Annotated in this window: 21 protein-coding genes; 16 read left to right on the plus strand and 5 right to left on the minus strand. The window is 31.8% G+C overall.

Going from position 1 to position 21677, the window contains the following annotated elements:
• The 5 genes from Q0075_RS10245 (at position 1) to Q0075_RS10265 (ending at position 7715) form a co-directional block, all read left to right on the plus strand.
• Entirely contained in the window at positions 1-2115 is a 2115-nt protein-coding gene (locus tag Q0075_RS10245) for a glycoside hydrolase family 97 protein (RefSeq protein ID WP_297869421.1), read from the plus strand.
• 64 nt (positions 2116-2179) lie between these two features.
• A complete protein-coding gene (locus tag Q0075_RS10250) occupies positions 2180-4015 on the plus strand; it encodes a glycoside hydrolase family 13 protein (protein WP_297869422.1) in 1836 nt (611 codons plus the stop codon).
• Positions 4015-4953 carry an alpha/beta hydrolase-fold protein gene (locus Q0075_RS10255; protein WP_297869423.1) on the plus strand — a complete coding sequence of 313 codons (939 nt, stop codon included), beginning with the start codon at positions 4015-4017 and terminating at the stop codon, positions 4951-4953. The genes Q0075_RS10250 and Q0075_RS10255 overlap by 1 nt, the downstream gene beginning before the upstream one ends.
• Positions 4954-4965: 12 nt before the next feature.
• The gene (locus Q0075_RS10260) at positions 4966-6402 is read left to right on the plus strand and encodes an alpha-amylase family glycosyl hydrolase (RefSeq protein ID WP_297869424.1); all 1437 of its coding nucleotides are present in this window, start codon (positions 4966-4968) and stop codon (positions 6400-6402) included.
• Positions 6403-6491: 89 nt separating this feature from the next.
• Positions 6492-7715: an NAD(P)/FAD-dependent oxidoreductase gene (locus Q0075_RS10265; RefSeq protein WP_297869425.1), complete on the plus strand. Its 1224-nt coding sequence runs from the start codon at positions 6492-6494 to the stop codon at positions 7713-7715.
• Here Q0075_RS10265 and Q0075_RS10270 read toward each other — a convergent pair.
• Together Q0075_RS10270 and Q0075_RS10275 are read right to left on the minus strand one after the other, a co-directional pair.
• Positions 7693-9051 carry an LPP20 family lipoprotein gene (locus Q0075_RS10270; RefSeq protein WP_297869426.1) on the minus strand — a complete coding sequence of 453 codons (1359 nt, stop codon included), beginning with the start codon at positions 9049-9051 and terminating at the stop codon, positions 7693-7695. The two genes, Q0075_RS10265 and Q0075_RS10270, sit on opposite strands and share 23 nt — an antisense overlap.
• Positions 9051-10685, minus strand: a complete 1635-nt coding sequence (locus Q0075_RS10275; RefSeq protein ID WP_297869427.1) for a hypothetical protein — start codon at positions 10683-10685, stop codon at positions 9051-9053. The genes Q0075_RS10270 and Q0075_RS10275 overlap by 1 nt, the downstream gene beginning before the upstream one ends.
• A 176-nt stretch (positions 10686-10861) precedes the next feature.
• On the opposite strand from Q0075_RS10275, the gene Q0075_RS10280 reads away from it, so the two are divergent.
• Positions 10862-11428, plus strand: coding sequence for a hypothetical protein (locus Q0075_RS10280; RefSeq protein WP_297869428.1), 567 nt, complete (start codon positions 10862-10864; stop codon positions 11426-11428).
• Positions 11429-11495: 67 nt separating this feature from the next.
• Here the strand turns inward: Q0075_RS10280 and Q0075_RS10285 are convergent, their stop codons facing one another.
• Positions 11496-11972, minus strand: coding sequence for a TspO/MBR family protein (locus tag Q0075_RS10285; protein ID WP_297869429.1), 477 nt, complete (start codon positions 11970-11972; stop codon positions 11496-11498).
• Positions 11973-12054: 82 nt separating this feature from the next.
• On the opposite strand from Q0075_RS10285, the gene Q0075_RS10290 reads away from it, so the two are divergent.
• The 9 genes from Q0075_RS10290 (at position 12055) to Q0075_RS10330 (ending at position 18674) form a co-directional block, all read left to right on the plus strand.
• Complete coding sequence (locus tag Q0075_RS10290; protein WP_297869430.1) at positions 12055-13134, plus strand: diphosphomevalonate decarboxylase; 1080 nt, start codon at positions 12055-12057, stop codon at positions 13132-13134.
• Between the two features lie 42 nt (positions 13135-13176).
• Complete coding sequence (locus tag Q0075_RS10295; RefSeq protein WP_297869431.1) at positions 13177-13386, plus strand: hypothetical protein; 210 nt, start codon at positions 13177-13179, stop codon at positions 13384-13386.
• Positions 13386-13679 carry a type II toxin-antitoxin system RelE/ParE family toxin gene (locus Q0075_RS10300; protein ID WP_297869432.1) on the plus strand — a complete coding sequence of 98 codons (294 nt, stop codon included), beginning with the start codon at positions 13386-13388 and terminating at the stop codon, positions 13677-13679. Before Q0075_RS10295 ends, Q0075_RS10300 begins: the two co-directional genes overlap by 1 nt.
• Before the next feature lie 31 nt (positions 13680-13710).
• The gene (locus Q0075_RS10305; protein WP_297869433.1) at positions 13711-14649 is read left to right on the plus strand and encodes a mevalonate kinase; all 939 of its coding nucleotides are present in this window, start codon (positions 13711-13713) and stop codon (positions 14647-14649) included.
• Between the two features lie 2 nt (positions 14650-14651).
• Positions 14652-15428 carry a HAMP domain-containing sensor histidine kinase gene (locus tag Q0075_RS10310; RefSeq protein WP_297869434.1) on the plus strand — a complete coding sequence of 259 codons (777 nt, stop codon included), beginning with the start codon at positions 14652-14654 and terminating at the stop codon, positions 15426-15428.
• Positions 15425-16330 carry a response regulator gene (locus Q0075_RS10315; RefSeq protein ID WP_297869435.1) on the plus strand — a complete coding sequence of 302 codons (906 nt, stop codon included), beginning with the start codon at positions 15425-15427 and terminating at the stop codon, positions 16328-16330. Before Q0075_RS10310 ends, Q0075_RS10315 begins: the two co-directional genes overlap by 4 nt.
• A 7-nt stretch (positions 16331-16337) precedes the next feature.
• Positions 16338-17258 (plus strand): geranylgeranylglycerol-phosphate geranylgeranyltransferase, encoded by a 921-nt coding sequence (locus tag Q0075_RS10320; protein ID WP_297869436.1) that lies wholly within the window; start codon positions 16338-16340, stop codon positions 17256-17258.
• 28 nt (positions 17259-17286) lie between these two features.
• Positions 17287-18183, plus strand: coding sequence for a pseudouridine synthase (locus tag Q0075_RS10325; RefSeq protein WP_297869437.1), 897 nt, complete (start codon positions 17287-17289; stop codon positions 18181-18183).
• 131 nt (positions 18184-18314) lie between these two features.
• The gene (locus tag Q0075_RS10330) at positions 18315-18674 is read left to right on the plus strand and encodes a nuclear transport factor 2 family protein (protein ID WP_297869438.1); all 360 of its coding nucleotides are present in this window, start codon (positions 18315-18317) and stop codon (positions 18672-18674) included.
• Between the two features lie 46 nt (positions 18675-18720).
• Here Q0075_RS10330 and Q0075_RS10335 read toward each other — a convergent pair whose 3' ends face one another.
• Positions 18721-19035, minus strand: coding sequence for a hypothetical protein (locus tag Q0075_RS10335; RefSeq protein ID WP_297869439.1), 315 nt, complete (start codon positions 19033-19035; stop codon positions 18721-18723).
• Between the two features lie 20 nt (positions 19036-19055).
• Positions 19056-20051, minus strand: a complete 996-nt coding sequence (gene dusB / locus Q0075_RS10340) for a tRNA dihydrouridine synthase DusB (protein WP_297869440.1) — start codon at positions 20049-20051, stop codon at positions 19056-19058.
• 341 nt (positions 20052-20392) lie between these two features.
• On the opposite strand from dusB, the gene lepA reads away from it, so the two are divergent.
• Positions 20393-21677: translation elongation factor 4 (gene lepA / locus Q0075_RS10345; protein WP_297869441.1), on the plus strand; the 1285-nt coding region annotated here is incomplete at its 3' end.

The raw sequence follows: 21677 nt of genomic DNA on the forward strand, positions 1-21677 counted from the left end.
ATGAAAAAATATTTTGTTTCAGTATTTGTGATGGTTTTTTCAATTTTTGGGATGAATGCTCAAGAATTAAAATCGCCAAATGGGAATTTCAAGATGATTTTCGCTTTAGAAAATGATGGTACACCAACGTACCAACTTTTCATGAAAAACAAAGAAATCATCAAAAAAAGTAAGTTGGGTTTAGAACTTCAAAAAGATAAAAAGTCGTTATTAAATGACTTTAAATTGGTAAACGAAGTTCGTAACACTTTCGATGAAACTTGGAAAACCGTTTGGGGTGAAGAAACCGAAATCCGCAACCATTACAACGAATTAGCATTAACTCTGAAACAAAATGAAACGGAACGACAAGTAATCATTCGTTTTCGATTATTCAATGATGGTTTAGGTTTTCGTTACGAATTTCCAGAACAAAAGAACCTAACGTATTTTGTTGTAAAAGAAGAACGCACCGAGTTCGCCATGACAGGTGATCACACCGCATTTTGGATTCCAGGCGACTACGATACACAAGAATACGATTTCACAGAAAGTAAATTAACCGAAATTAGAAAGTTATTCCGTGGTGCTGTGTCTGAAAATGCATCTCAAAAACAATTTTCAGATACAGGAGTACAAACTTCTTTGATGTTAAAAACTGCGGACGGAATTTACATCAACATTCACGAAGCGGCATTAATCAATTATTCTTGCATGCATTTGAATCTTGACGATAAAAATTTAGTTTTTCAATCGCATTTAACTCCAGATGCTAAAGGAAATAAAGGACATTTACAAGCACCTTGTGTTTCGCCATGGAGAACCATTATTGCAAGTGCAGATGCTCGCGATATATTGGCTTCTCGTATGACATTAAACTTAAACGAGCCTTGTAAAATCGAAGATACGTCTTGGATTAAACCTGTAAAATATATTGGAGTTTGGTGGGAAATGATTACCGGAAAAAGCTCTTGGGCATACACCGATGAAATTCCATCCGTACAATTAGGAGTAACGGATTTCACCAAAGCTAAACCAAATGGTAAACACGCAGCAAATACCAAACACGTAAAAGAATATATCGATTTTGCTGCTAAACATGGTTTCGATGCGGTTTTAGTAGAAGGTTGGAACGAAGGTTGGGAAGACTGGTTCGGTCACGAAAAAGATTATGTATTCGATTTCGTTACTCCTTACCCTGATTTTGATGTAAAAGGAATTCAAGAATATGCGAAATCTAAAGGTGTGAAAATGATTATGCATCACGAAACTTCTGGTTCAACAAGAAATTATGAGCGTCATTTAGACAAAGCATTTCAATTTATGAATGATAATGGATATGATGCTGCTAAAACGGGTTATGTAGGTAACATTTTACCTTTAGGCGAACATCATTATAGTCAATCGATTTTAAATCATTATCAATATGTGATTGAAAAAGCAGTCGATTATAAAATCATGATTAATGCGCATGAAGCGGTTCGTCCAACAGGAATTTGTAGAACGTATCCAAACATGATTGGTAACGAATCAGCTCGTGGTACAGAATTTCAAGCGTTTGGTGGTTCAAAAGCAAATCATACTACTTTATTGCCCTTCACGAGATTACTTGGTGGTCCAATGGATTACACACCAGGAGTTTTTGAAATGGATATTGCCAAATTAAATCCAAACAACAATTCACATGTGAATACAACTTTGGCGAATCAATTAGGATTGTATGTGGTCATGTATTCTCCACTTCAAATGGCTGCCGATTTACCAGAAAACTACAATCGATTCTTAGATGCGTTCCAATTTATAAAAGATGTTCCGGTAGAATGGTCAACTTCAAAATATTTGGAAGCTGAGCCAGGTTATTATATCACGATTGCTCGAAAAGATAAAAATTCAAACAACTGGTTTGTTGGGAATTCAAACGGTTATAATGCTAGAACATCAACCATTACATTAGATTTTTTAGAAAAAGGGAAAAAATACGAAGCCATTATTTACGCTGATGCTGCCGATGCGGATTACAAAACCAATCCACAAGCATACAAAATTTCAAAACAAAAAGTAACCAATAAAACTAAATTGAAATTAAGAACGGCAGCTGGCGGTGGCTACGCTATTAGTATTGTTGAGGTTAAATAATATAATTCTGTCTATAACCCTTTCAGAGTTCAAAACTCTGACAGGGTTAATTAAAATAAAAAAAATGAAAAAAATAATTTTCTCACTAATTACTTTATTCACACTTTCGCTTTCGGCACAAATTGACCGAATGGAACCACCTTTTTGGTACGAAGGCATGAATAAAAGCGAAGTTCAAGTATTGTTTTACGGAAAGAATATCGCTCAAAATTCGGTACAAGTTTCTAGTAATGTTGTAATTACGAATGTAACCAAAACCGAAAATCCGAACTATCTTTTCGTTACAATTGATACCAAAAATGTAAAAGCGCAAGAATTACAATTTACGTTTACCAATGGTAAAAAATTATTCAAAAGAAATTTCGAAATCAAAAAAAGAAGACCCAATTCGGCGCTTCGTAAAAGTTTTGATGCTTCTGATGTGATGTATTTATTGATGCCAGACAGATTTGCAAACGGAAATCCAAATAATGATTCGTCACCAGAACTACAAGAAAAAGCGAACAGAAGTTTGCCAGGCGGACGACATGGTGGAGACATTCAAGGCATCATCAATAATTTGGATTACATCAAAGAGTTAGGTGCAACGGCAATTTGGAGTACACCAATGTGTGAAGATAACGACAAAGGATATTCGTATCATACATACGGTCAATCAGATGTTTATAGAATTGACCCGCGTTATGGAACTAATGAAGAATATAAAAAGTTAGCCGATGAAATGCACAAACGCGGCATGAAATTAATCAAAGATTACGTTACGAACCATTGGGGTGCCGAACATTGGATGTTTAAAGATATGCCAACCTACGATTGGTTTCATCAATTTCCAGGTTACAAACAAAGTAACTATCGCATGACCACACAATACGATACAAATGGTTCAAAAATAGATGCTAAATTATGTATGGATGGTTGGTTTGTGCCAAGTATGCCCGATTTAAATCAGTCGAATCCTTTGGTGTTGAATTATTTAATACAAAATGCGATTTGGTGGATTGAATATGCTGATTTAGATGGTTTTCGAGTAGATACTTATTCGTATAATGATAAAGAAGGAATTGCAAAATGGACAAAAGCGATTACAGATGAATACCCATATTTCAATATTGTAGGTGAAGTTTGGATGCACGATCAAGCCCAAATTTCGTATTGGCAAAAAGACAGCCCAATTGCTAAAATTCAAAGTTATAATTCCTACTTACCAAGTGTAATGGATTTTACATTACACGATGTTTTTGGAAATGTTTTCAATGAAGATAGAGCCGATTGGAGTAATGGAATGATTAAATTTTATGAGAATTTCGTGAATGATTTCTTGTATGCCGACCCAAATAATCTATTGATTTTCTTAGAGAATCACGATACAGGACGTTTCAATCAAATCTATCAAAACGATTTCAAAAAATACCAATTAGGAATGACGATTATGGCCACTATGCGAGGAATTCCACAATTGTACTATGGTTCTGAAATTGGAATGGCGGGAGACAAAGGAAAAGGTGATGCCGATATTCGTCAAGATTTTCCTGGTGGTTGGAAAGGCGATTCAAACAATGCATTTTCTGCTAGTGGAAGAACAGCAGAGCAAGCAAAATATTTCGATTTTTCTAAGAAAGTATTGAATTGGAGAAAAAATAAAGAAGTGATTCACACAGGTAAATTAACGCATTACATTCCTGAAAATAATGTATATGTATATTTCCGTCACAATGACAAAGAAACAGTTGTGGTGGTCATCAATAATGCTCCTGATACTCAGAAATTGAATCTTTCTCGTTTTCAGGAAAACATCAAATCGTTTACTTCTGGAAATGATATTCTTTCAGGAAAGAACATCGATTTGAAAAACGAATTATCGATTGAAGGTAAAACGTCTATGATTTTAGAATTGAAATAATGAAACAACTATTACTCTTTTTATTATGCTCTTGTTTTACTTTTTCTCAAAGTAAAATAACTTCCTATGTTCTTGAAAATTCAGGAAAATTTGAAGGAAATATTGAAAGAGTAGATAGTTTTCCATCAAAATATATTGTGCCAAGAACGGTTGATGTTTGGTTGCCGAAAAATTATTCTAAAACAAAAAAGTATAGTGTTTTGTATATGCACGATGGACAAATGCTTTTTGATTCAACTAAAACTTGGAACAAACAAGAATGGAAGGTTGATGAAGTGGCATCGCAATTAATGAAAGAAGATAAGGTAAGAGATTTCATCGTAGTGGCTATTTGGAATATCCCAAATTTGCGTCACATGGATTTGTATCCAAAAAAGCCTTATGAATCACTTTCGAATGAGTTAAAAGAGAAAATTCAAATCGAAGCTAAAAAATCGCAATTTCCATTTGATGACAGCAAAATAAACTCGGATAATTATTTGAAATTTATTGACGAAGAATTGAAGCCTTACATTGATAAAAAGTATTCGGTTTTTACTACTGCTAATCACACAGCCATTATGGGTTCAAGCATGGGTGGCTTGATTTCGATGTATGCTTTGTGTGAATACCCAACTATTTTTGGAAAAGCAGCTTGTTTGTCAACGCATTGGATTGGATTTAGAGAATTTGATAACAATCCCATTCCAGAATCTTTTTTTGCGTATATGGAAAAGAAATTACCAGAAGCTAAACACCACAAAATATATTTTGATTACGGAACGGAAACTTTGGATGCTTTCTACTTAAAATACGAATATCGAGTTGATGAAATTTTAAAAGCAAAAGGATATACAGAAGTAGATTCTCAAAATTTAAAGTTTGAAGGCGAAAACCATTCCGAAGCATCTTGGCAAAAGAGAATCCACATTCCGTTAGAATTTATGTTTGGAAAATAAAATTATAAAAAAATGAAAAAATCACTCATTACTGCTTTAGCTGTTTTAACATTATTTAGTTGTAAAAATGAAACAGAAAAAACACCAGAAAATTCAAAAACTGAAATCGCAAAATTTTCTTCAGATGTAGAAGAAAGTTCGGTAATTTATGAAGTTAATATCCGCCAATATTCTCCTGAAGGAACTTTTAATGCCTTTACTAAAGACATTCCACAGTTAAAAGAATTGGGAGTAAAAATCATTTGGGTGATGCCAATTTTCCCTATTTCACAAACGAAAAGAAAAGCAACAGGTGGTGATGATAGTAAGTTTGCTTCAGAAATGCCAAAAGAAGAGCAACATAAATACTTAGGAAGTTACTATGCGGTTTCTGATTTCAAAAAAGTAAATCCGGAGTTTGGAACAATTGAAGATTTTAGAAATTTAGTAAAAACAGCTCATGACAATGGAATGTATGTGATTTTGGATTGGGTACCAAATCACACAGGTTGGGATCACGTTTGGATTAAAGAACATCCAGAATTTTATACTAAAAATGCTAAAGGTGAAATCATCGATCCAATCAATCCAGAAACGGGTAAATCTTGGGGTTGGTCGGATGTTGCTGATTTGAATTATGATAATAAAGAACTTCGCAAAGAAATGACTTCTGATATGTTGCATTGGATAAAGAACGAAAATATCGATGGTTTCCGTTGTGATGTGGCAGGAAATGTACCTTTAGATTTTTGGCAACAAGCTATTCCTCAATTAAGAAGAGAGAAAAATATTTTCATGTTGGCAGAAGCTTGGGAACCTGAATTGTTAAAAGACGGTTTGTTTGATATGGCGTACGGTTGGGAAGTTCACCACACCATGAATAGAATCGCTCAAGGTAAAAATACAGTAAAAGATTGGGATAAGTTAATGGAAGAAAACGCTAAAAAGTATGAATCAAATGATATTTTAATGAGTTTTGTTGACAATCACGATGAGAATTCTTGGAACGGAACCATTAAAGGAAGATTAGGAAAAGCAGAGGAAGCCATGACTGCTTTATCATATGTAATGCCAGGAATGCCATTAATTTATAGCGGAAACGAGTACGGTTTGAATCACAGTTTGAAATTTTTTGAAAAAGATTCTATTCCAAAAACTAAAGGAAAAGAATGGGAATTAAGAGCAAAATTAGGAAAGCTTAAAGCTGAAAATCCTGCGTTAAACGGAGGGAAAAATAAAGCGAAATATTCTAAAATTAAAACAGACGACGAAACCAATATTTTAGCTTTTATTCGTGAGAAAAACGGTAAAAAAGTAGTTTATATTGCCAATTTTTCAAACAAACCGATTAATTCAAAAGTAGCGATTAAAGGTGATTTTACTAATTACATGACGGGAAAGCCAATGAGTTTAAAAGATAACGAAGTCATCACGCTACAACCTTTTCAATATTTCATATTAAACAATTAAGAATCCTTATAAAACAATACTTAAAGTCCTATTGCAAGTCGATAGGATTTTTTATTTTGAAATTACCGATATTTGCAAAAACAAATCATTTGAACTCAAAATACGACATCATTATAATCGGCGGAGGTGCTGCCGGATTTTTCACTGCAATTAATATTGTTGAGAAAAATTCGAAATTAAAAGTAGCTGTTTTAGAACGTGGAAAAAGCGTTTTAGAAAAAGTGCGTATTTCTGGTGGGGGTCGTTGTAATGTTACCCATGCGTGTTTTGTGCCGAATGATTTAGTGAAATTTTATCCAAGAGGTGAAAAAGAACTCAGAGGACCTTTTCATCAATTTTGCTCTGGAGATACTATTGAATGGTTTGAAAAACATGGAGTAGAACTCAAGATTGAAGATGATGGTAGAATGTTTCCCGTTTCTAATTCGTCTCAAACCATAATCGATTGTTTTTTAAAAGCGACTCAAAAACTAAAAATTGACATTTTAACTGGACATAGTGTTCAGGAATTGTATCAAGGTGATGATTACTGGAAAATTTCTACCAATCAAGAGGTTTTTAGTTGCCAAAAAGTGGTAATGACAACAGGTAGTAATCCAAAAATTTGGGAATTGTTACAAAATTTGGGACATACAATTGTTGAGCCCGTTCCATCATTGTTTACTTTCAATATCAAAGATGTTCGAATCAAAGATTTAATGGGGCTTTCCACGGTTGCTTCGGTGAAAGTAAAAAAATCAAAATTACAAGCATCTGGACCTTTGTTAATTACTCATTGGGGAATGAGTGGACCTGGAATTTTACGTCTTTCGGCTTGGGGAGCAAGAGAATTAGCAGATAAAAAATATCAATTTGCTATTCAAGTGAATTGGTTAAATGAAACGGATTTTGAAGAAGCCATGGATTTGTTGAAAAATATCAAAGAGGAGAATTCTAAAAAATTAGTAGCAAAGTATGCGCATTTCGAATTGCCAAAACGACTTTGGGAAAACTTAGTAAAAGCAGCTGGGATTTCAGAAGAAACCAAATGGGCAGATGTGAGTAAAAAACAATTGAATACGCTAGCCGAACAATTAACCAATGGCGAATTTCAAGTTAACGGAAAGAGTACATTTAAAGAAGAATTCGTTACTGCTGGCGGAATCGACTTAAAAGAAGTGAATTTCAAAACCATGGAAAGCAAAATTCTACAGAATCTATTTTTTGCAGGTGAAATTCTTAATATAGATGCTATTACAGGTGGTTTTAATTTTCAAAATGCTTGGACTGGCGGATTTATAGTTGCAAATGCTATAACATCGATTGAACCATAGCGCTGTAATTCACTATTTTAATTTTATCTACTAGCGATTGTAAAGCATCTTGCTCTGCTAATTCTTTACTTGAGCCAATCCCGATAATGTTGTGAAGCGTTTCTTGATACACAATGTGATTATTTACATTACTAATCTTTATACGGCTTTCTAGTTTCGTAGAAATTTTACCATTTACTTCTAAGTTTTCAATCTTTTTACATTCAATGGTAATCGTAAAATTTTTTTTAGCTTTTCTTGAAGCTAAGGTAAAATAATCAGCAGAAAAAAGCTGAAACAACTCGTCTTCTAAGGCATTTAAATTTTTATTAGAATTTTCCATTAAATAAATTTCAAATTCAATTGTTGGCAATTGTTTAGAAATCGGTAATTCGAATTTTTTAGATTGATAATTTTCGAATATTTTTTGAACTACTCGATTTTGACTTAAATTCTTAACTAAAGAGTAAGTGTCTAAAATTGCTGTGATTTTTTCTGAATTATTTTTACTGCAATTTCTTGGAATTACCAATGAAATAGCGCCATTACTTTCTGAAATTAAATCCAAACTTTGTCCAGGTTGCCAAGAATAAAAAATAGAAATTGGAATATTACTCAAAGCTTTGTTTTGGGTTTGAATAGTAATAGGTTGAATGTAAATATCTTTAGCATCAGAAGCATGTTTGATGCTCAGTTGTTTTACGGGAAATGATATTTCAATTTGATTTAAATTAGAAAAAATCGTGTTCATTAAAAGACTTACATAAGGTTTTTCTACCTGATTTTCGGTGTAACGTAAATCTTCGTTTAAAAACTCACTAATGTCTTCTAATGCCAAAATTTGTTGTTTGATGGCTTCAGAAAAATCTTTTTCAGCAGTCAGTTTTTTTGCGTAATCAAATTTGAAAATCGAAGCTTCTAATGCTTTGTTAATTCGGGCTTTTCTTAATTGTTGGTGTTTTTGTTTTGATAAACTCAGATAAGTGTAATAATAATATTCTGTCTCAAAAACATCAACAACATCATATCCTTCTAAAAAAGCAGCACTAGAAACCATGCTGTTCATGCGATAAAACTCATTAAAAGTATCATCATATTGAAAAACATTAAGAGAATTGTTACTAGAAACGGTAACCGAAATACTATTTGAAATTTCAGTTAGCGCCATTTTTTGTGCTTTTTCTCTATAATCAGATGATGATTTTGGTGCCATTCCAATTCCGATATAATTGAAATTACTCAAAGGAGTTTTTGAAACCCATTCTGGAGCGTTTTCTGGGATTGCTGTGTTGGTTTTAGAACTTCCACAAGAAAAAAGAACCAAGAAACTTAAAAATAAAACAATAGATTTCAACATTATTCTTCGGGATTAAAACGCAAAATTTCGTTCACAATTTGTTTTCTAAAATCTGACAAAACAATATCAACTAATGATTGATTGTTTATTTGATCACTTGTTTGAAAAAGGGTTTGTAAGTTTTTGTAGTTCGATTCGTCTCTCATAATTCGGTCGGCAATTGTTCGAATTGGGTAGATTAACTTATAGTTTGAATTATTATTTCGTGCATATCTTATTTGCTTTTCATCATTCTTTTGAATGGTTTTTTGCATCAAAATTTTACCAGTTCCTATTTCAACTAAACGATAGGTAATATTTGCTTGGATAGTGGTTCTTTTTTCATATTCTTTATATACTACCGATTTTTCTATAAGTGAATCTTTGCCACTTCTCGATTTAATTTTATTAACTTCAATTCCATTAACATCGTAGGCTCTTACAGGATTTTCTTGTAGTTGATATTGGTTAATATGTATGGTTAAAACGGCTTTTGCGTTTGTGTTAAAATAAGAATTCTGAATGTAACGTTTTGCTTGTAAATTATTCTTGCTGGTTTCAGAAATATTATAATAAGGCGAAGAAATATCATTACTTCCTTTTATTATTTTTACAAAAGGATTTTTACTTGCTAAAATATCTTCAATTACTGCATTTTGAATGTTGTTTTCAAAACCATTAGAATTTCTGATTTTAAATGATTCAACAATAATTGGGTATTCAGCACAAACTAAAGCTTCTGATTTTAATTCATCTGAATTTTTATAAGCATCAAATCTTTTAATAATTTCATCTAATTCTAAATAAGCCGTTCTACATTTTCCTTTTTTTAAGTCTTTAATTGCTTTACGATAAATAGGTTCGCTAGCCGCTTCTTTGTAAAGATTTTTTACGTCTAAATAATTGTTGTTTATATTTTTAACTTGTTCAAAAGCCAACTCAGCCTCTTTAAAGTTTTCTTGCATTAAATAGTAACTACCTTCTTTATAACGTTCATTTAAAGCTTGTTGTAATTTATTTTTTACGTCCTTGTAGTTAGGTTCTCTATTGTATATTTCATTCCATTTTTCATGAGCTGAAATATATTTTTTTTCACCAAATAATTGTACTCCTTTTAAATAAACAGGTTCATTAACCGCAGTGCTAAGTTGCTTTTGCGAGTCTTTATAGTCAGGGTTAAATCGGGAAATATCTTTAAAAACATCTTCAGCTTCTCTAAATTTTTGTTCTGAAAGATACTTGATTCCTAAATCATATTGTCCAACTAAATATTGGTCTAAGTTTTTATTGTAAATGGCTTTTGTTTGTTGATCAATATCCAAATTCTTAGTAAAAGCATTTACTTGATTTACAAAGTTATTTAAGTTATAATATTCATTTACAACACCTTCCTTGTCTCCTTTTTCGTTTTTGTTAGCTATTGAAAAAGCAGATTCAGAAATATATAATTGTGCACTTCTTCTTAATGCATTTTCAATTTCTGGAAGATTTGGTTTTCTGTATAAAACACCTAAATACAATTCAGAAGCTTGTTTGAAGTTGCCTAATTTTTCCATTTCAGCACCTTTTTTTAAGGTAGCGTTTTTTACACTACAAGAAAAGGTAATAAGTAGAAGTAATGCAATAAAATATTTTGGAGTATTTTTCAATTTCATAAATTGGCACGTATTTTGTAAAATGTGTTAAAGTTCAATTGACAATTTTAAAACAAAAATAACAAACAAACGTTTTTTTGAGTTGTTTTTTTTGTTAATATTGACAAATCTTTCAAAATTGATACCAAAAACAGAATTAATTAAATTATTTTTAGAATATGAAAAAAATTACAAACATGAGAAATACAATTTTAGTAGGTTTATTAGTGCTTAGTGCTGCTTCTTGTAGAAGTAAAAAAGAAGAAAAACCAGTTGATGCTCCTAAAGGAGAAGTAAAAGTAGAAGTACTTTGTAGTGGACCAAAATACTTTACTGATAAAGATTTCTTTAGAGCAAATAGTGTAGGCGAAAGTCCAGATCAAGCAAACTCTAAAAGAATGGCATTAAGTAATGCCCGTTTAGAACTAGCAGGTCAAATTGAAGTTACTTTAAAAGCAGTTATCGATAATTATTTTAACGATGTGAATTCAGGTGGAAAACAAGAATACATTGCAAAATATGAAGGGTTAAGCCGTGAGGTAATCAATCAATCAATCTCTGGTACTAAAACTATTTGTGAAGAATTAACAAAAACGGCAACTGGTAAATACAAAACCTATATTGCAATTGAATTAAATAATTCAGCATTATTAAATACTTTAAACAATAGAATTTCTGCTGATGATCGTTTGAAAGTGGATTACAACTACGAAAAATTCAAAGAAACTTTCTACAAAGAAATGGAAGAAATGGGAAATAAATAATCCTCTTCGAACTATAAAAAAGGCGATTTCAATTTTGAAGTCGCCTTTTTTATTTTATTAATGTTGATTATCGATTCAACCAATAAATGCTTCCTGTTAAAATAGTAGCGAAAGCAACCCAAGCTAAATACGGAATTAATAAATATCCTGCTCTTTTGTCTATTTGTTTGAAAATGTAATACGTTTCATAAATAATTAACCAAAGCAAAATAATTTCGATTAACGCCAACAAAATATTATTCAATCCAAAGAATAAATACGACCATAAAGCATTCAAAAGAAGTTGAACGGTAAAAAACAACAATCCTTTTTTTACCAATTCTTTGTTCGATTCTAACTTATTCCAAACCATTCCTGCAGCAATTCCCATCATAATGAAAAGCATCGTCCAAACCGGTGCAAAAACCCAGTTAGGCGGATTAAAACTCGGTTTTTTTATTAAAGGATACCAAGTACTAATGTTCGATTGTGTTACCTTACTAGATAAATAGCCGACAGCCAAACAAATGGCAACACAATATGTTATTTTAAGATATTTGTTCATATTTTCAATTTTATAGGCAAATTAACGAAATATCAAGGAAACAAATCAATCAAAATCGGTATTTTTGTCAAAATTTTAAGCTATGCTTACCGAAAAAGATTTTATTGCAAACTCATATAATTCCATTGAATCGGCTAGTTTCGAATGGAGCGCACCAAGTAATATTGCCTTAGTAAAATATTGGGGCAAGAAAGAAAACCAAATTCCAGCAAACCCTTCCATAAGTTTTACGTTAAACAATTGTAAGACAATTACGAAGTTGGAAGTGGTGAAAAAATCGGAAAACAATAATTTTTCATTTGATTTGCTTTTTGAAGGAAAACCAAAAGAAGATTTCAAACCAAAAATTCAAAAATTCTTTGAAAGAATCGAAAAATATTGTCCGTTTTTAAAAGAATATCATTTTAAAATTGATACCCAAAACACCTTTCCTCATAGTTCAGGAATTGCTTCTTCAGCCTCTGGAATGGCAGCTTTAGCCATGAACATCATGAGTTTGGAACAAGCAATTAATCCAACAATTTCGGATGATTATTTCTATTCCAAAGCATCATTTTTAGCCCGATTAGGAAGCGGAAGTGCTTGCAGAAGCATCAAAGGTGAAGTAGTAGTTTGGGGAAGTCACGCTGAAATTCACGGAAGTTCGGATTTATTCGGAGTTGAGTTTTCAGAAATTCATTCTAACTTTAAAAATTATCAAGACACTATCTTATTAGTGGATAAAGGAGAAAAGCAAGTTTCGAGTACGGTTGGACACGATTTAATGCACAATCATCCGTATGCCGAAAGACGTTTTGCACAAGCACACGAAAATTTATCTCAAATAAAAGCGATTTTGTCGTCAGGAAATGTGGAAGAATTCATCAAAATTGTAGAAAGTGAAGCCTTGACTTTACACGCTATGATGATGACTTCAATGCCGTATTTTATCTTAATGAAACCCAATACATTGGAAATCATCAATAAAATTTGGAAGTTCAGAAATGAAACGCAAATTCCAGTCTGTTTTACATTAGATGCTGGCGCCAATGTTCATGTTTTGTGTCCTGAAAATGTAAAGGAAAATGTATTGCAATTTATTCAAGATGAATTAGTTGGCTATTGTCAAAATGGTCAGTATATTTGCGATGAAATTGGAAATGGTGCAATTCAATTAAAATAATTTGTATATTTACCATAGGTTTCAATAAAAATGGACATTCGATTGGAAAAATTAGAGCTTATGAAATTGCTGATGGAAACAGAAAACCCTTCGGTATTACAAGCTATTAGGAAAATTTTCCAAAAAGAAGAGAAAGATTGGTGGGATGATTTAACGGAAGAGCAACAAAATATTCTAAACGAATCAATGGAGGAATATGAAAGAGGAGAATTTTCTTCTTTTGATGATTTTATCAAGCCACATTTGAAATAATGAGAGAAATTGTAATAACGCCAAGAGCTCAAAAAGAATTGAATCAGCTTTTTGAATATTTGGAGTTAAAATGGAATCTGAAGGTTAAAGTTGATTTTGTGAATAAGCTACATTTAGTTTTAAAAATTGTAGCAAAAAGTCCAGAATCATTTCCAATTTCAAATAAAAAGAATAAATTTAGGAAGTGTGTGATAACAAAACAGAATACACTTTTTTATCATTTTAATGAAAAACATATTGTAGTGGTTGCTGTTTTTGACACAAGACAAAACCCAAAGAAACTAAAAATCTGATTACTATAAACTGTAAACTGAATACTAAAAAATGAAAGGACCACTTTTTTACTCAAAAATATTACTTTTCGGAGAATATGGAATTATCCAAGATTCGAAAGGACTTTCAATTCCTTATAATTTTTATAATGGTGCTTTAAAGAACGATGGGAATTCGTCTGAAAGTGCTATTAAATCAAACGATAGTTTAAAGAAATTTGTTGTTTATTTAGAGCAATTGCAATCAGAGCAACCTGAGTTGGTAACTTTCGATTTAGCTTCATTGCAAAATGATGTAAATAATGGAATGTATTTCGATTCAAGCATTCCGCAAGGATATGGAGTAGGAAGCAGTGGTGCTTTAGTAGCGGCGATTTACGATAAATATGCCAATGATAAAATCACAGTGTTAGAAAATTTAACGCGTGAAAAATTATTGCAATTAAAAATGATTTTCTCTCAAATGGAATCGTTTTTCCACGGAAAAAGTTCAGGTTTAGATCCGTTGAATAGTTATTTGAGTATTCCAATTTTAATCAATTCGAAAGATAATATTGAAGCAACCGGAATTCCAACACAAAGTACACAAGGAAAAGGTGCGGTTTTCTTAATTGATTCAGGAATTGTGGGCGAAACAGCTCCAATGGTGTCTATTTTCATGGAAAACTTAAAAGATAATGGTTTCCGTAATATGTTAAAATCACAATTCATAAAATATACGGATGCTTGTGTGGAAAATTTCTTGCATGGTGATGTTAAATCGTTATTAGAAAACACCAAACAATTATCAAAAGTAGTTTTGAATAATTTCAAACCGATGATTCCAGAGCAATTTCACCAAGTTTGGCAAAGAGGAATCGACACCAACGACTACTATTTGAAATTATGCGGTTCTGGCGGTGGTGGTTATATTTTAGGATTTACACAAGACTTAGATAAAGCCAAGAAATCTTTAAAAGACTATAAATTAGAAGTAGTTTATAATTTTTAGAAATGAGTAAAATTCCAAAAAAGGGTAATAAGGAATCTCGTTTAATAATTCTTTCTAAGAAAACGCATGAATTAGAACAAAAAATTATTAAAAATGAGGAATTAAGTTTACAAAAGTATAGAGCTTTGCAAGATTTTGTAAGATTACTAACAAATTTTGCGAGTCATGATATTAAAAATGCAATTCACAATCTTGATGGATTGATAGCAAATGTCAAGGTGAATTCTATAACAAGTGAAGAAATAATTGCACTAAATAGTTGTGTTGAAAATATTAGAAATTCGCTTGATGAGTTTAAATTGTTAAGTTCCGATATTGATAAGAATGAATTTAAGTTAGTCGAATTAATGACGTCATTATCTTCGTTACATCGTCCATTGTTTAAAAAGCACAATATAAAGTTTATTATTGATTATAATGTAGATAAAAATACTGTAATTAGACAGACTTTTCATCACATTTTGCAAATTTTAAATAACATGATTATTAATTCATTTGAGTTTTTAGAAAACAAAAACGAAAATGAAATAAAGATTATAATAAATTCTATTGATGAAAATAGTCTTGAAATATTAATTCTTGATACAGGAAAAGGAATTGATAGTAAAATTAAGAGTAGAATATTTGACCCCTATTTTACAACAAAAGAGAAAGGATCAGGAGTAGGACTAGCCCATGTTAAGCATACCCTAAGTAAAATAGGAGGTGTAATAACCTTAGAAGAAAGTAATTTTTGTAATTTTTCTACAATTTTTAAAATTAATTTACCAATAAAATGAGAAAAACTGTTTTAGTAATTGATGATGAAAAAATAGGTGCTGAAAATATTCAAAAAGCATTTATTAATGAAATGGGAAGTGTAGATTGTTTAGTTGCATTTGACGAGCCAACGATTAATAATTATATTAAGAATAAATTTTATGATATTGCTATTGTAGATTTGAGAATGGATGATTTCTCAATTAATGGTTTTGATATAATTAAAAACATAATTGAAGTTAATCCGTTTTCTAAAATTATAATTATTAGTGCTCATTTGGAGGAATATAACGATGATATTAATGAAATTTTATCAACAGGAAAGATTTCAGCAATAATCCCAAAGGACAATTTTAAAGATTTTAAAGATAAAATATTTAGAGAAGTAAGTAAAATTTTTTTAGAGATTGACTCTAATTTGGATTTTTCTCAGAAAATTTTACAAGAAATGTATAGTGACTTGAAGAATGAGGAAGATAATTTTCAAAAAGGACAAAAGTTTGAAAGGTTTGTTGGAATGTTGTGGAGTAGAATTGGTTTTAAAGAAATTAATTATCGTAAAATTGATAAGTCGCAAAATGAAATTGATTTAATAGTTAGAAATGATATTGAAGACAAATTTTTTGAAAAATTTTCGCCATATTTTTTTGTAGAGTGCAAGAACATTATCGAGAATGTTGATAAAAACATGTTTGTTTTGTTTTTAACAAAATTGCAAGGTAGCAATGAATTGGCAAGATTGGGTTTTATAATAACAACTTCAGGTTTTAAAAGAACTACTTATCTAGAAGCATTAAGAACATCAAATGCTTCATCAAAAATAATTTTTCTTTCTAACAATGAAATTGAAGAATTAATAAATTCTATTCAGCCAATAAAAACATTAAAGACAATTATTGATAGACAAGTAAAAGACAATTAGCGTAATAATGCTTACACGCAAATCCAAATTAGTCCTTACAAAAATCTTCAGCTTCTTTTCTGTGATTAGAGGATATAATATTTGGGTCATAGCATTAGCGCAATATCTTTCTGCTATATTCATTTTGGCTCCCGAAAAACGCGCTTTAGATATTATTCTCGATTGGCGTTTGTTTTTAATCGTGCTTGCTTCAACTTTAACCATTGCTTCGGGTTATATTATCAATAATTTTTACGATGCAAAAAAAGATTTAATCAATCGCCCTAAAAAAGCCATGATTGACCGTTTGGTGAGTCAAGAAACGAAGTTGAAAGTTTATTTCGGAATTAATTTCATCGTTGCTTTGTTGATGTTTTTCATTTCGTGGCGAGCGGTTTTGTTCTTTTCGACTTATATTTTTCTAATTTGGTTTTATTCGCACAAGTTGAAAAAAATGTTTTTAGTTGGAAACATCACGGCTGCAGTATTAGCGGTTTTACCTTTCTTCGGAATTTTGATGTATTACAAGAATTTTTATCACGTTATTTTTGCTCATGCAACTTTCTTATTATTACTGATTTTAATTCGCGAATTGATTAAAGATTTAGAAAATATCGAAGGGGATTTGATAGCTAATTACAAAACGATTCCGGTTGTTTTTGGAGAAAAAATGGCTAAATCTATTATTTCGGTTTTAACGATTTCTACTTTAATACCAGTTTATTTTTTGATTGAAGTGTATGATGTAGGATACATGGATATTTATTTTTACCTGAGTTTAATGGCATTACTATTTTTTGTTTTGCTACTCTGGAAAGCCAATTCTAAAACCGAATATTTAAAACTTCACTTTTTATTGAAATTTATCATCGTTTCAGGCGTTTTTTGCATTGTTTTAATAGAGCCTTCGGTTTTAATTCATAGCAAAAAATTGATTTCAGCATATTAGTTATATCTTTGCAAAAATTGTTTAGAATATGTCACGTCATCAAGATAGCGATAAAAGTCATCCAGGTTCAGGAAGACAAGGAGGTTACAAGAAAAATAGTAATTCAAGAGGAAATGCGCCAATTCGTAAAGCGCCTTCTAAATTTGGTTCAAAACCAGATGCCTCAAAACCAACAGGTGCAAAAGGACCAAAATCTCCAAAGAAACCATCTAATCCAGACGAAATTCGTTTGAATCGTTACATTTCAAATTCAGGTGTTTGTAGTCGTAGAGATGCCGATATTTATATCCAAAGTGGAAACGTAAAAGTAAATGGCGAAGTGGTAACCGAAATGGGTTACAAAGTAAAATTGACAGATGTTGTGCAATTTGATGGCGTTAATATTACGCCAGAAAAGAAAGAATATATTTTATTGAATAAACCAAAAAACTTCTCTACTTCAGGTGATGAAGAAAAAGGTTCTGCTAATGTTTTGGATTTGGTTCGAAATGCTACTAAAGCCAAACTACAACCTGTAGGAAGAATGGATAAAACCACAACAGGTTTGTTGTTATTTACTAATGATAATGAAATTATTCAAAAATTCACGGCGCCAAACCAACGTTCGTCAAAAGTATATCAAGTAACTTTAGATAAAAATTTAAAGTTTGAAGATTTAGAACGCATCCAAAAAGGATTAACTATCGAAGAACATCGTGTTTACGTAGAAGAAATTTCTTATATCGAAGACCAACCAAAAAGTGAAATTGGTTTGAAAATGAAAACGTCAAACGTTAAAATAGTACGTAAGATTTTCGAACATTTAAAATATGATGTTTTAAAAGTAGACCGCGTAACATTTGCAGGTTTAACTAAGAAAAATTTACCAAGAGGCGATTGGAGATTCTTAACGGAACAAGAAATTATCAACCTAAAAAATGCTTAAGAACATTTTCCAAAATACATAGGCACATAGTATTTTTTCTTTGTACCTTTTTTATTTAGTGATCTTTGCGTCCCGATAGCTATCGGGATTGCGAAAAACTTTGCGCTCTTTGCGTTTAAAATTTAAACTTTATGCCAAATCAACTACAACAAATCGCCATTAAATGGTTTGATGCTTTTAATACCAAAAACTTAGAAAAATTATTAGAATTATACGAAGACGAAGCCCAACATTTCAGTCCGAAATTAAAAATTCGTCAACCTGAAACCAATGGTTTAGTCATTGGAAAAGAAGCGATGCGCATTTGGTGGCAAGACGCATTTGATAGATTGCCAACATTACACTACAAAGTAACCTCATTAACCGCTAACACCGACCGAGTTTTCATGGAATACACCCGTCAAGTAGCAGGTGAAGCAGATATGTTAGTAGCTGAAGTTTTAGAAATTAAAGAGGGGAAAATTGTTTTTTCTAGAGTGTATCATGGTTAGAAAATCTCTTTCTTGTCATTTCGACATAAGGAGAAATCACATAATATTAAACTTTTACAGATAACCATTTATCAACTAAAGACGCGAAATGACTCGTTAATGGTGTAGATTCTCCATCTATTGTCAGACTTTCAACTTCTAAATCTATTAGTAAATCAATTATGTCGTTTAATTGTTTTTTTGATAAATCTATCTTGTAATGATTGGTTTCTATATCTTCCTTTCTATTGTGTTTTTCTGGTTTAGGAATTTTGTTGTTGTTTAAAATGTCGAGAAGCTTGTCAACTAAAGCATCATTTTTAGTTTTTACCAATTCGTTAATTGTAGATTTAATAGTAAGATAATCAATGATGTTTTTCATTTTTGTTTACTTACATTAAATTACCCTTCAAAAACATAATCCGCATACACTTGCTCAATCTCAGTAAATACATCTAATAATTGATTGATGCCTTCTGTGGTAACCAATTTTTGTTTGTATTCTTTAAAACCGTGAATACCTTTGAAATAATTGGTATAATGACGACGCATTTCGTTGATACCTAAGCGTTCGCCTTTCCATTCGATACTCCAAATTAAGTGATTTCTTGCGGCTTCAATTCGGTCGTTCATGCTTGGAGGTGCTAATTTTTCTCCTGTGGCGAAATAATGTTTAATTTCATTAAAAATCCAAGGATAGCCAATCGCAGCGCGACCAATCATCATGCCATCTAATCCGTATTTGTTTTTGTATTCCAAAGCTTTTTCAGGAGAATCGATATCGCCATTTCCAAAAATTGGCATCGTAATTCTCGGATTTTCCTTCACACGTTGAATGTGCGACCAATCGGAATGCCCTTTGTACATCTGTGCACGAGTTCTCGCGTGAATGGTTAAAGCCTGAACACCTATATCTTGCAAACGCTCGGCAACTTCGTCAATATTAATCGAATTTTCATCCCAACCCAAACGCGTTTTTACAGTAACAGGTAAACTTGTTCCTTTGATAACGGCTTTTGTTAAACGAATCATCAAATCCACATCTTTTAAAACCCCAGCGCCAGCACCTTTACAAACTACTTTTTTTACTGGACAACCAAAATTGATGTCAACTAAGTCAGGTTGAACCGTATCTACAATTTTAGCACTCATTTCCATAGCCTCTTCATCACCACCAAAAATCTGAATTCCAACTGGGCGTTCGTAATCGAAAATATCCAATTTTTGTTTGCTTTTCATGGCATCACGAATCAATCCTTCCGAAGAAATAAATTCAGAATACATTAAATCAGCGCCATGTAATTTGCATAAACGACGAAATGGTGGATCGCTCACATCTTCCATTGGGGCTAATAATAAAGGAAAATCGGGTAGTATGATGTTACCAATTTTAGGCATGGTGCTTCAATTTTTTTGCAAAAATACGACAAGATTTTTTAATTATTGTTTTTTTAAGTTTTTACCACATAGAAACATAGTTGATTTGGAATGAAAAATAGAAGCTTCGCTTTAAGATAGTTTACATAGGTTTTCAAGATTATAGGAGCCTATGTACGAATGCAAATACTATGAATTCCTCTAGCCTTTATTAAAAATCTATGTTTCTATTTGGTTTGTATTCTTTTTTAGTGTTTGCTGTTGCTTTTGTTGATATACAATCAAAACTTTAGCTTATATTTGCAGATTAATTGTTCGAAAGAATTGCTATTGAAATTTGAACTTGACATTGAACTTGAAGAATGAAACACATTAGAAATTTCTGCATTATTGCACACATTGACCACGGGAAAAGTACGTTAGCTGACAGATTGTTGAGTGCTACACAAACCGTTTCGGCTCGTGAAGAAAAAGCTCAGTTGCTAGATAACATGGACTTAGAGCGCGAACGTGGGATTACCATAAAAAGTCACGCCATTCAAATGGAGTACAAATACAAAGGAGAAGATTATATCTTAAACTTAATTGATACTCCAGGTCACGTGGATTTCTCATACGAGGTTTCGCGTTCGATAGCCGCTTGTGAAGGTGCTTTGTTGATTGTGGATGCGGCGCAAAGTATTCAGGCACAAACGATTTCGAATTTGTATTTGGCTTTGGAAAATGATTTGGAAATTATTCCAGTTTTAAATAAAGTGGATTTACCAAGTGCTAATCCTGAAGAAGTTAGTGATGATATTATCGATTTATTAGGATGTAAATTAGAAGACATTATTCACGCTTCTGGAAAAACAGGTTTTGGTGTTGAAAATATTTTAGCAGCTATTATTGAGAAAATTCCAGCTCCAAAAGGAGATCCAAACGAGCCACTTCAAGCTTTGATTTTTGATTCACATTACAATCCTTTTAGAGGAATTGAAGTTATTTTCCGTGTTCTTAATGGAGAAATCAAAAAAGGTCAGAAGATTAAATTCATGGCTACTGGGAACGAATATTATGCGGATGAAGTTGGTACATTGAAATTAAATCAAGTTCCTAAAAATGTGATTTCTGCTGGAGACGTAGGCTATTTAGTTTCGGGAATTAAAGAAGCTAAAGAAGTAAAAGTAGGAGATACGATTACCGATGCAAAAGAGCCAACAAAAAATGCAATTTTAGGATTTGAAGATGTAAAACCAATGGTTTTTGCTGGAATTTATCCAGTAGATACAGAAGATTACGAAGACTTGCGTGCTTCGATGGAAAAATTACAATTGAACGATGCTTCGTTAGTTTTTCAAGCGGAGAGTTCGGCGGCTTTAGGATTTGGTTTCCGTTGTGGATTCTTAGGAATGTTGCACATGGAAATTATTCAAGAGCGTTTAGAGCGTGAGTTCGATATGACCGTTATTACTACGGTTCCTAACGTTTCGTATCATGCGTTTACTAAAAAAGAACCGGATACGATTTTAATTGTAAACAATCCTTCGGATTTACCAGAGCCTTCAAAATTAGATAGAGTAGAAGAGCCTTATATCAAAGCAACTATCATTACAAAATCAGATTTCGTAGGAAACGTAATGAGTTTGTGTATTGAAAAACGTGGTT

The organism is uncultured Flavobacterium sp., from assembly GCF_937967675.1.
Taxonomy (GTDB): Bacteria; Bacteroidota; Bacteroidia; order Flavobacteriales; family Flavobacteriaceae; genus Flavobacterium.

Bases quoted from the DNA above. Each gene is read 5' to 3' on its own strand.
- Q0075_RS10280 (WP_297869428.1), top strand. From the start codon at position 10,862: ATGAGAAATACAATTTTAGTAGGTTTATTAGTGCTTAGTGCTGCTTCT.
- Q0075_RS10325 (WP_297869437.1), top strand. From the start codon at position 17,287: ATGTCACGTCATCAAGATAGCGATAAAAGTCATCCAGGTTCAGGAAGA.
- Q0075_RS10315 (WP_297869435.1), top strand. From the start codon at position 15,425: ATGAGAAAAACTGTTTTAGTAATTGATGATGAAAAAATAGGTGCTGAA.
- Q0075_RS10245 (WP_297869421.1), top strand. From the start codon at position 1: ATGAAAAAATATTTTGTTTCAGTATTTGTGATGGTTTTTTCAATTTTT.
- Q0075_RS10310 (WP_297869434.1), top strand. From the start codon at position 14,652: ATGAGTAAAATTCCAAAAAAGGGTAATAAGGAATCTCGTTTAATAATT.
- Q0075_RS10335 (WP_297869439.1), bottom strand. From the start codon at position 19,035: ATGAAAAACATCATTGATTATCTTACTATTAAATCTACAATTAACGAA.
- Q0075_RS10320 (WP_297869436.1), top strand. From the start codon at position 16,338: ATGCTTACACGCAAATCCAAATTAGTCCTTACAAAAATCTTCAGCTTC.
- Q0075_RS10275 (WP_297869427.1), bottom strand. From the start codon at position 10,685: ATGAAATTGAAAAATACTCCAAAATATTTTATTGCATTACTTCTACTT.
- Q0075_RS10250 (WP_297869422.1), top strand. From the start codon at position 2,180: ATGAAAAAAATAATTTTCTCACTAATTACTTTATTCACACTTTCGCTT.
- Q0075_RS10255 (WP_297869423.1), top strand. From the start codon at position 4,015: ATGAAACAACTATTACTCTTTTTATTATGCTCTTGTTTTACTTTTTCT.
- dusB (WP_297869440.1), bottom strand. From the start codon at position 20,051: ATGCCTAAAATTGGTAACATCATACTACCCGATTTTCCTTTATTATTA.
- Q0075_RS10270 (WP_297869426.1), bottom strand. From the start codon at position 9,051: ATGTTGAAATCTATTGTTTTATTTTTAAGTTTCTTGGTTCTTTTTTCT.
- Q0075_RS10300 (WP_297869432.1), top strand. From the start codon at position 13,386: ATGAGAGAAATTGTAATAACGCCAAGAGCTCAAAAAGAATTGAATCAG.
- Q0075_RS10290 (WP_297869430.1), top strand. From the start codon at position 12,055: ATGCTTACCGAAAAAGATTTTATTGCAAACTCATATAATTCCATTGAA.
- Q0075_RS10260 (WP_297869424.1), top strand. From the start codon at position 4,966: ATGAAAAAATCACTCATTACTGCTTTAGCTGTTTTAACATTATTTAGT.
- Q0075_RS10305 (WP_297869433.1), top strand. From the start codon at position 13,711: ATGAAAGGACCACTTTTTTACTCAAAAATATTACTTTTCGGAGAATAT.
- Q0075_RS10330 (WP_297869438.1), top strand. From the start codon at position 18,315: ATGCCAAATCAACTACAACAAATCGCCATTAAATGGTTTGATGCTTTT.
- Q0075_RS10285 (WP_297869429.1), bottom strand. From the start codon at position 11,972: ATGAACAAATATCTTAAAATAACATATTGTGTTGCCATTTGTTTGGCT.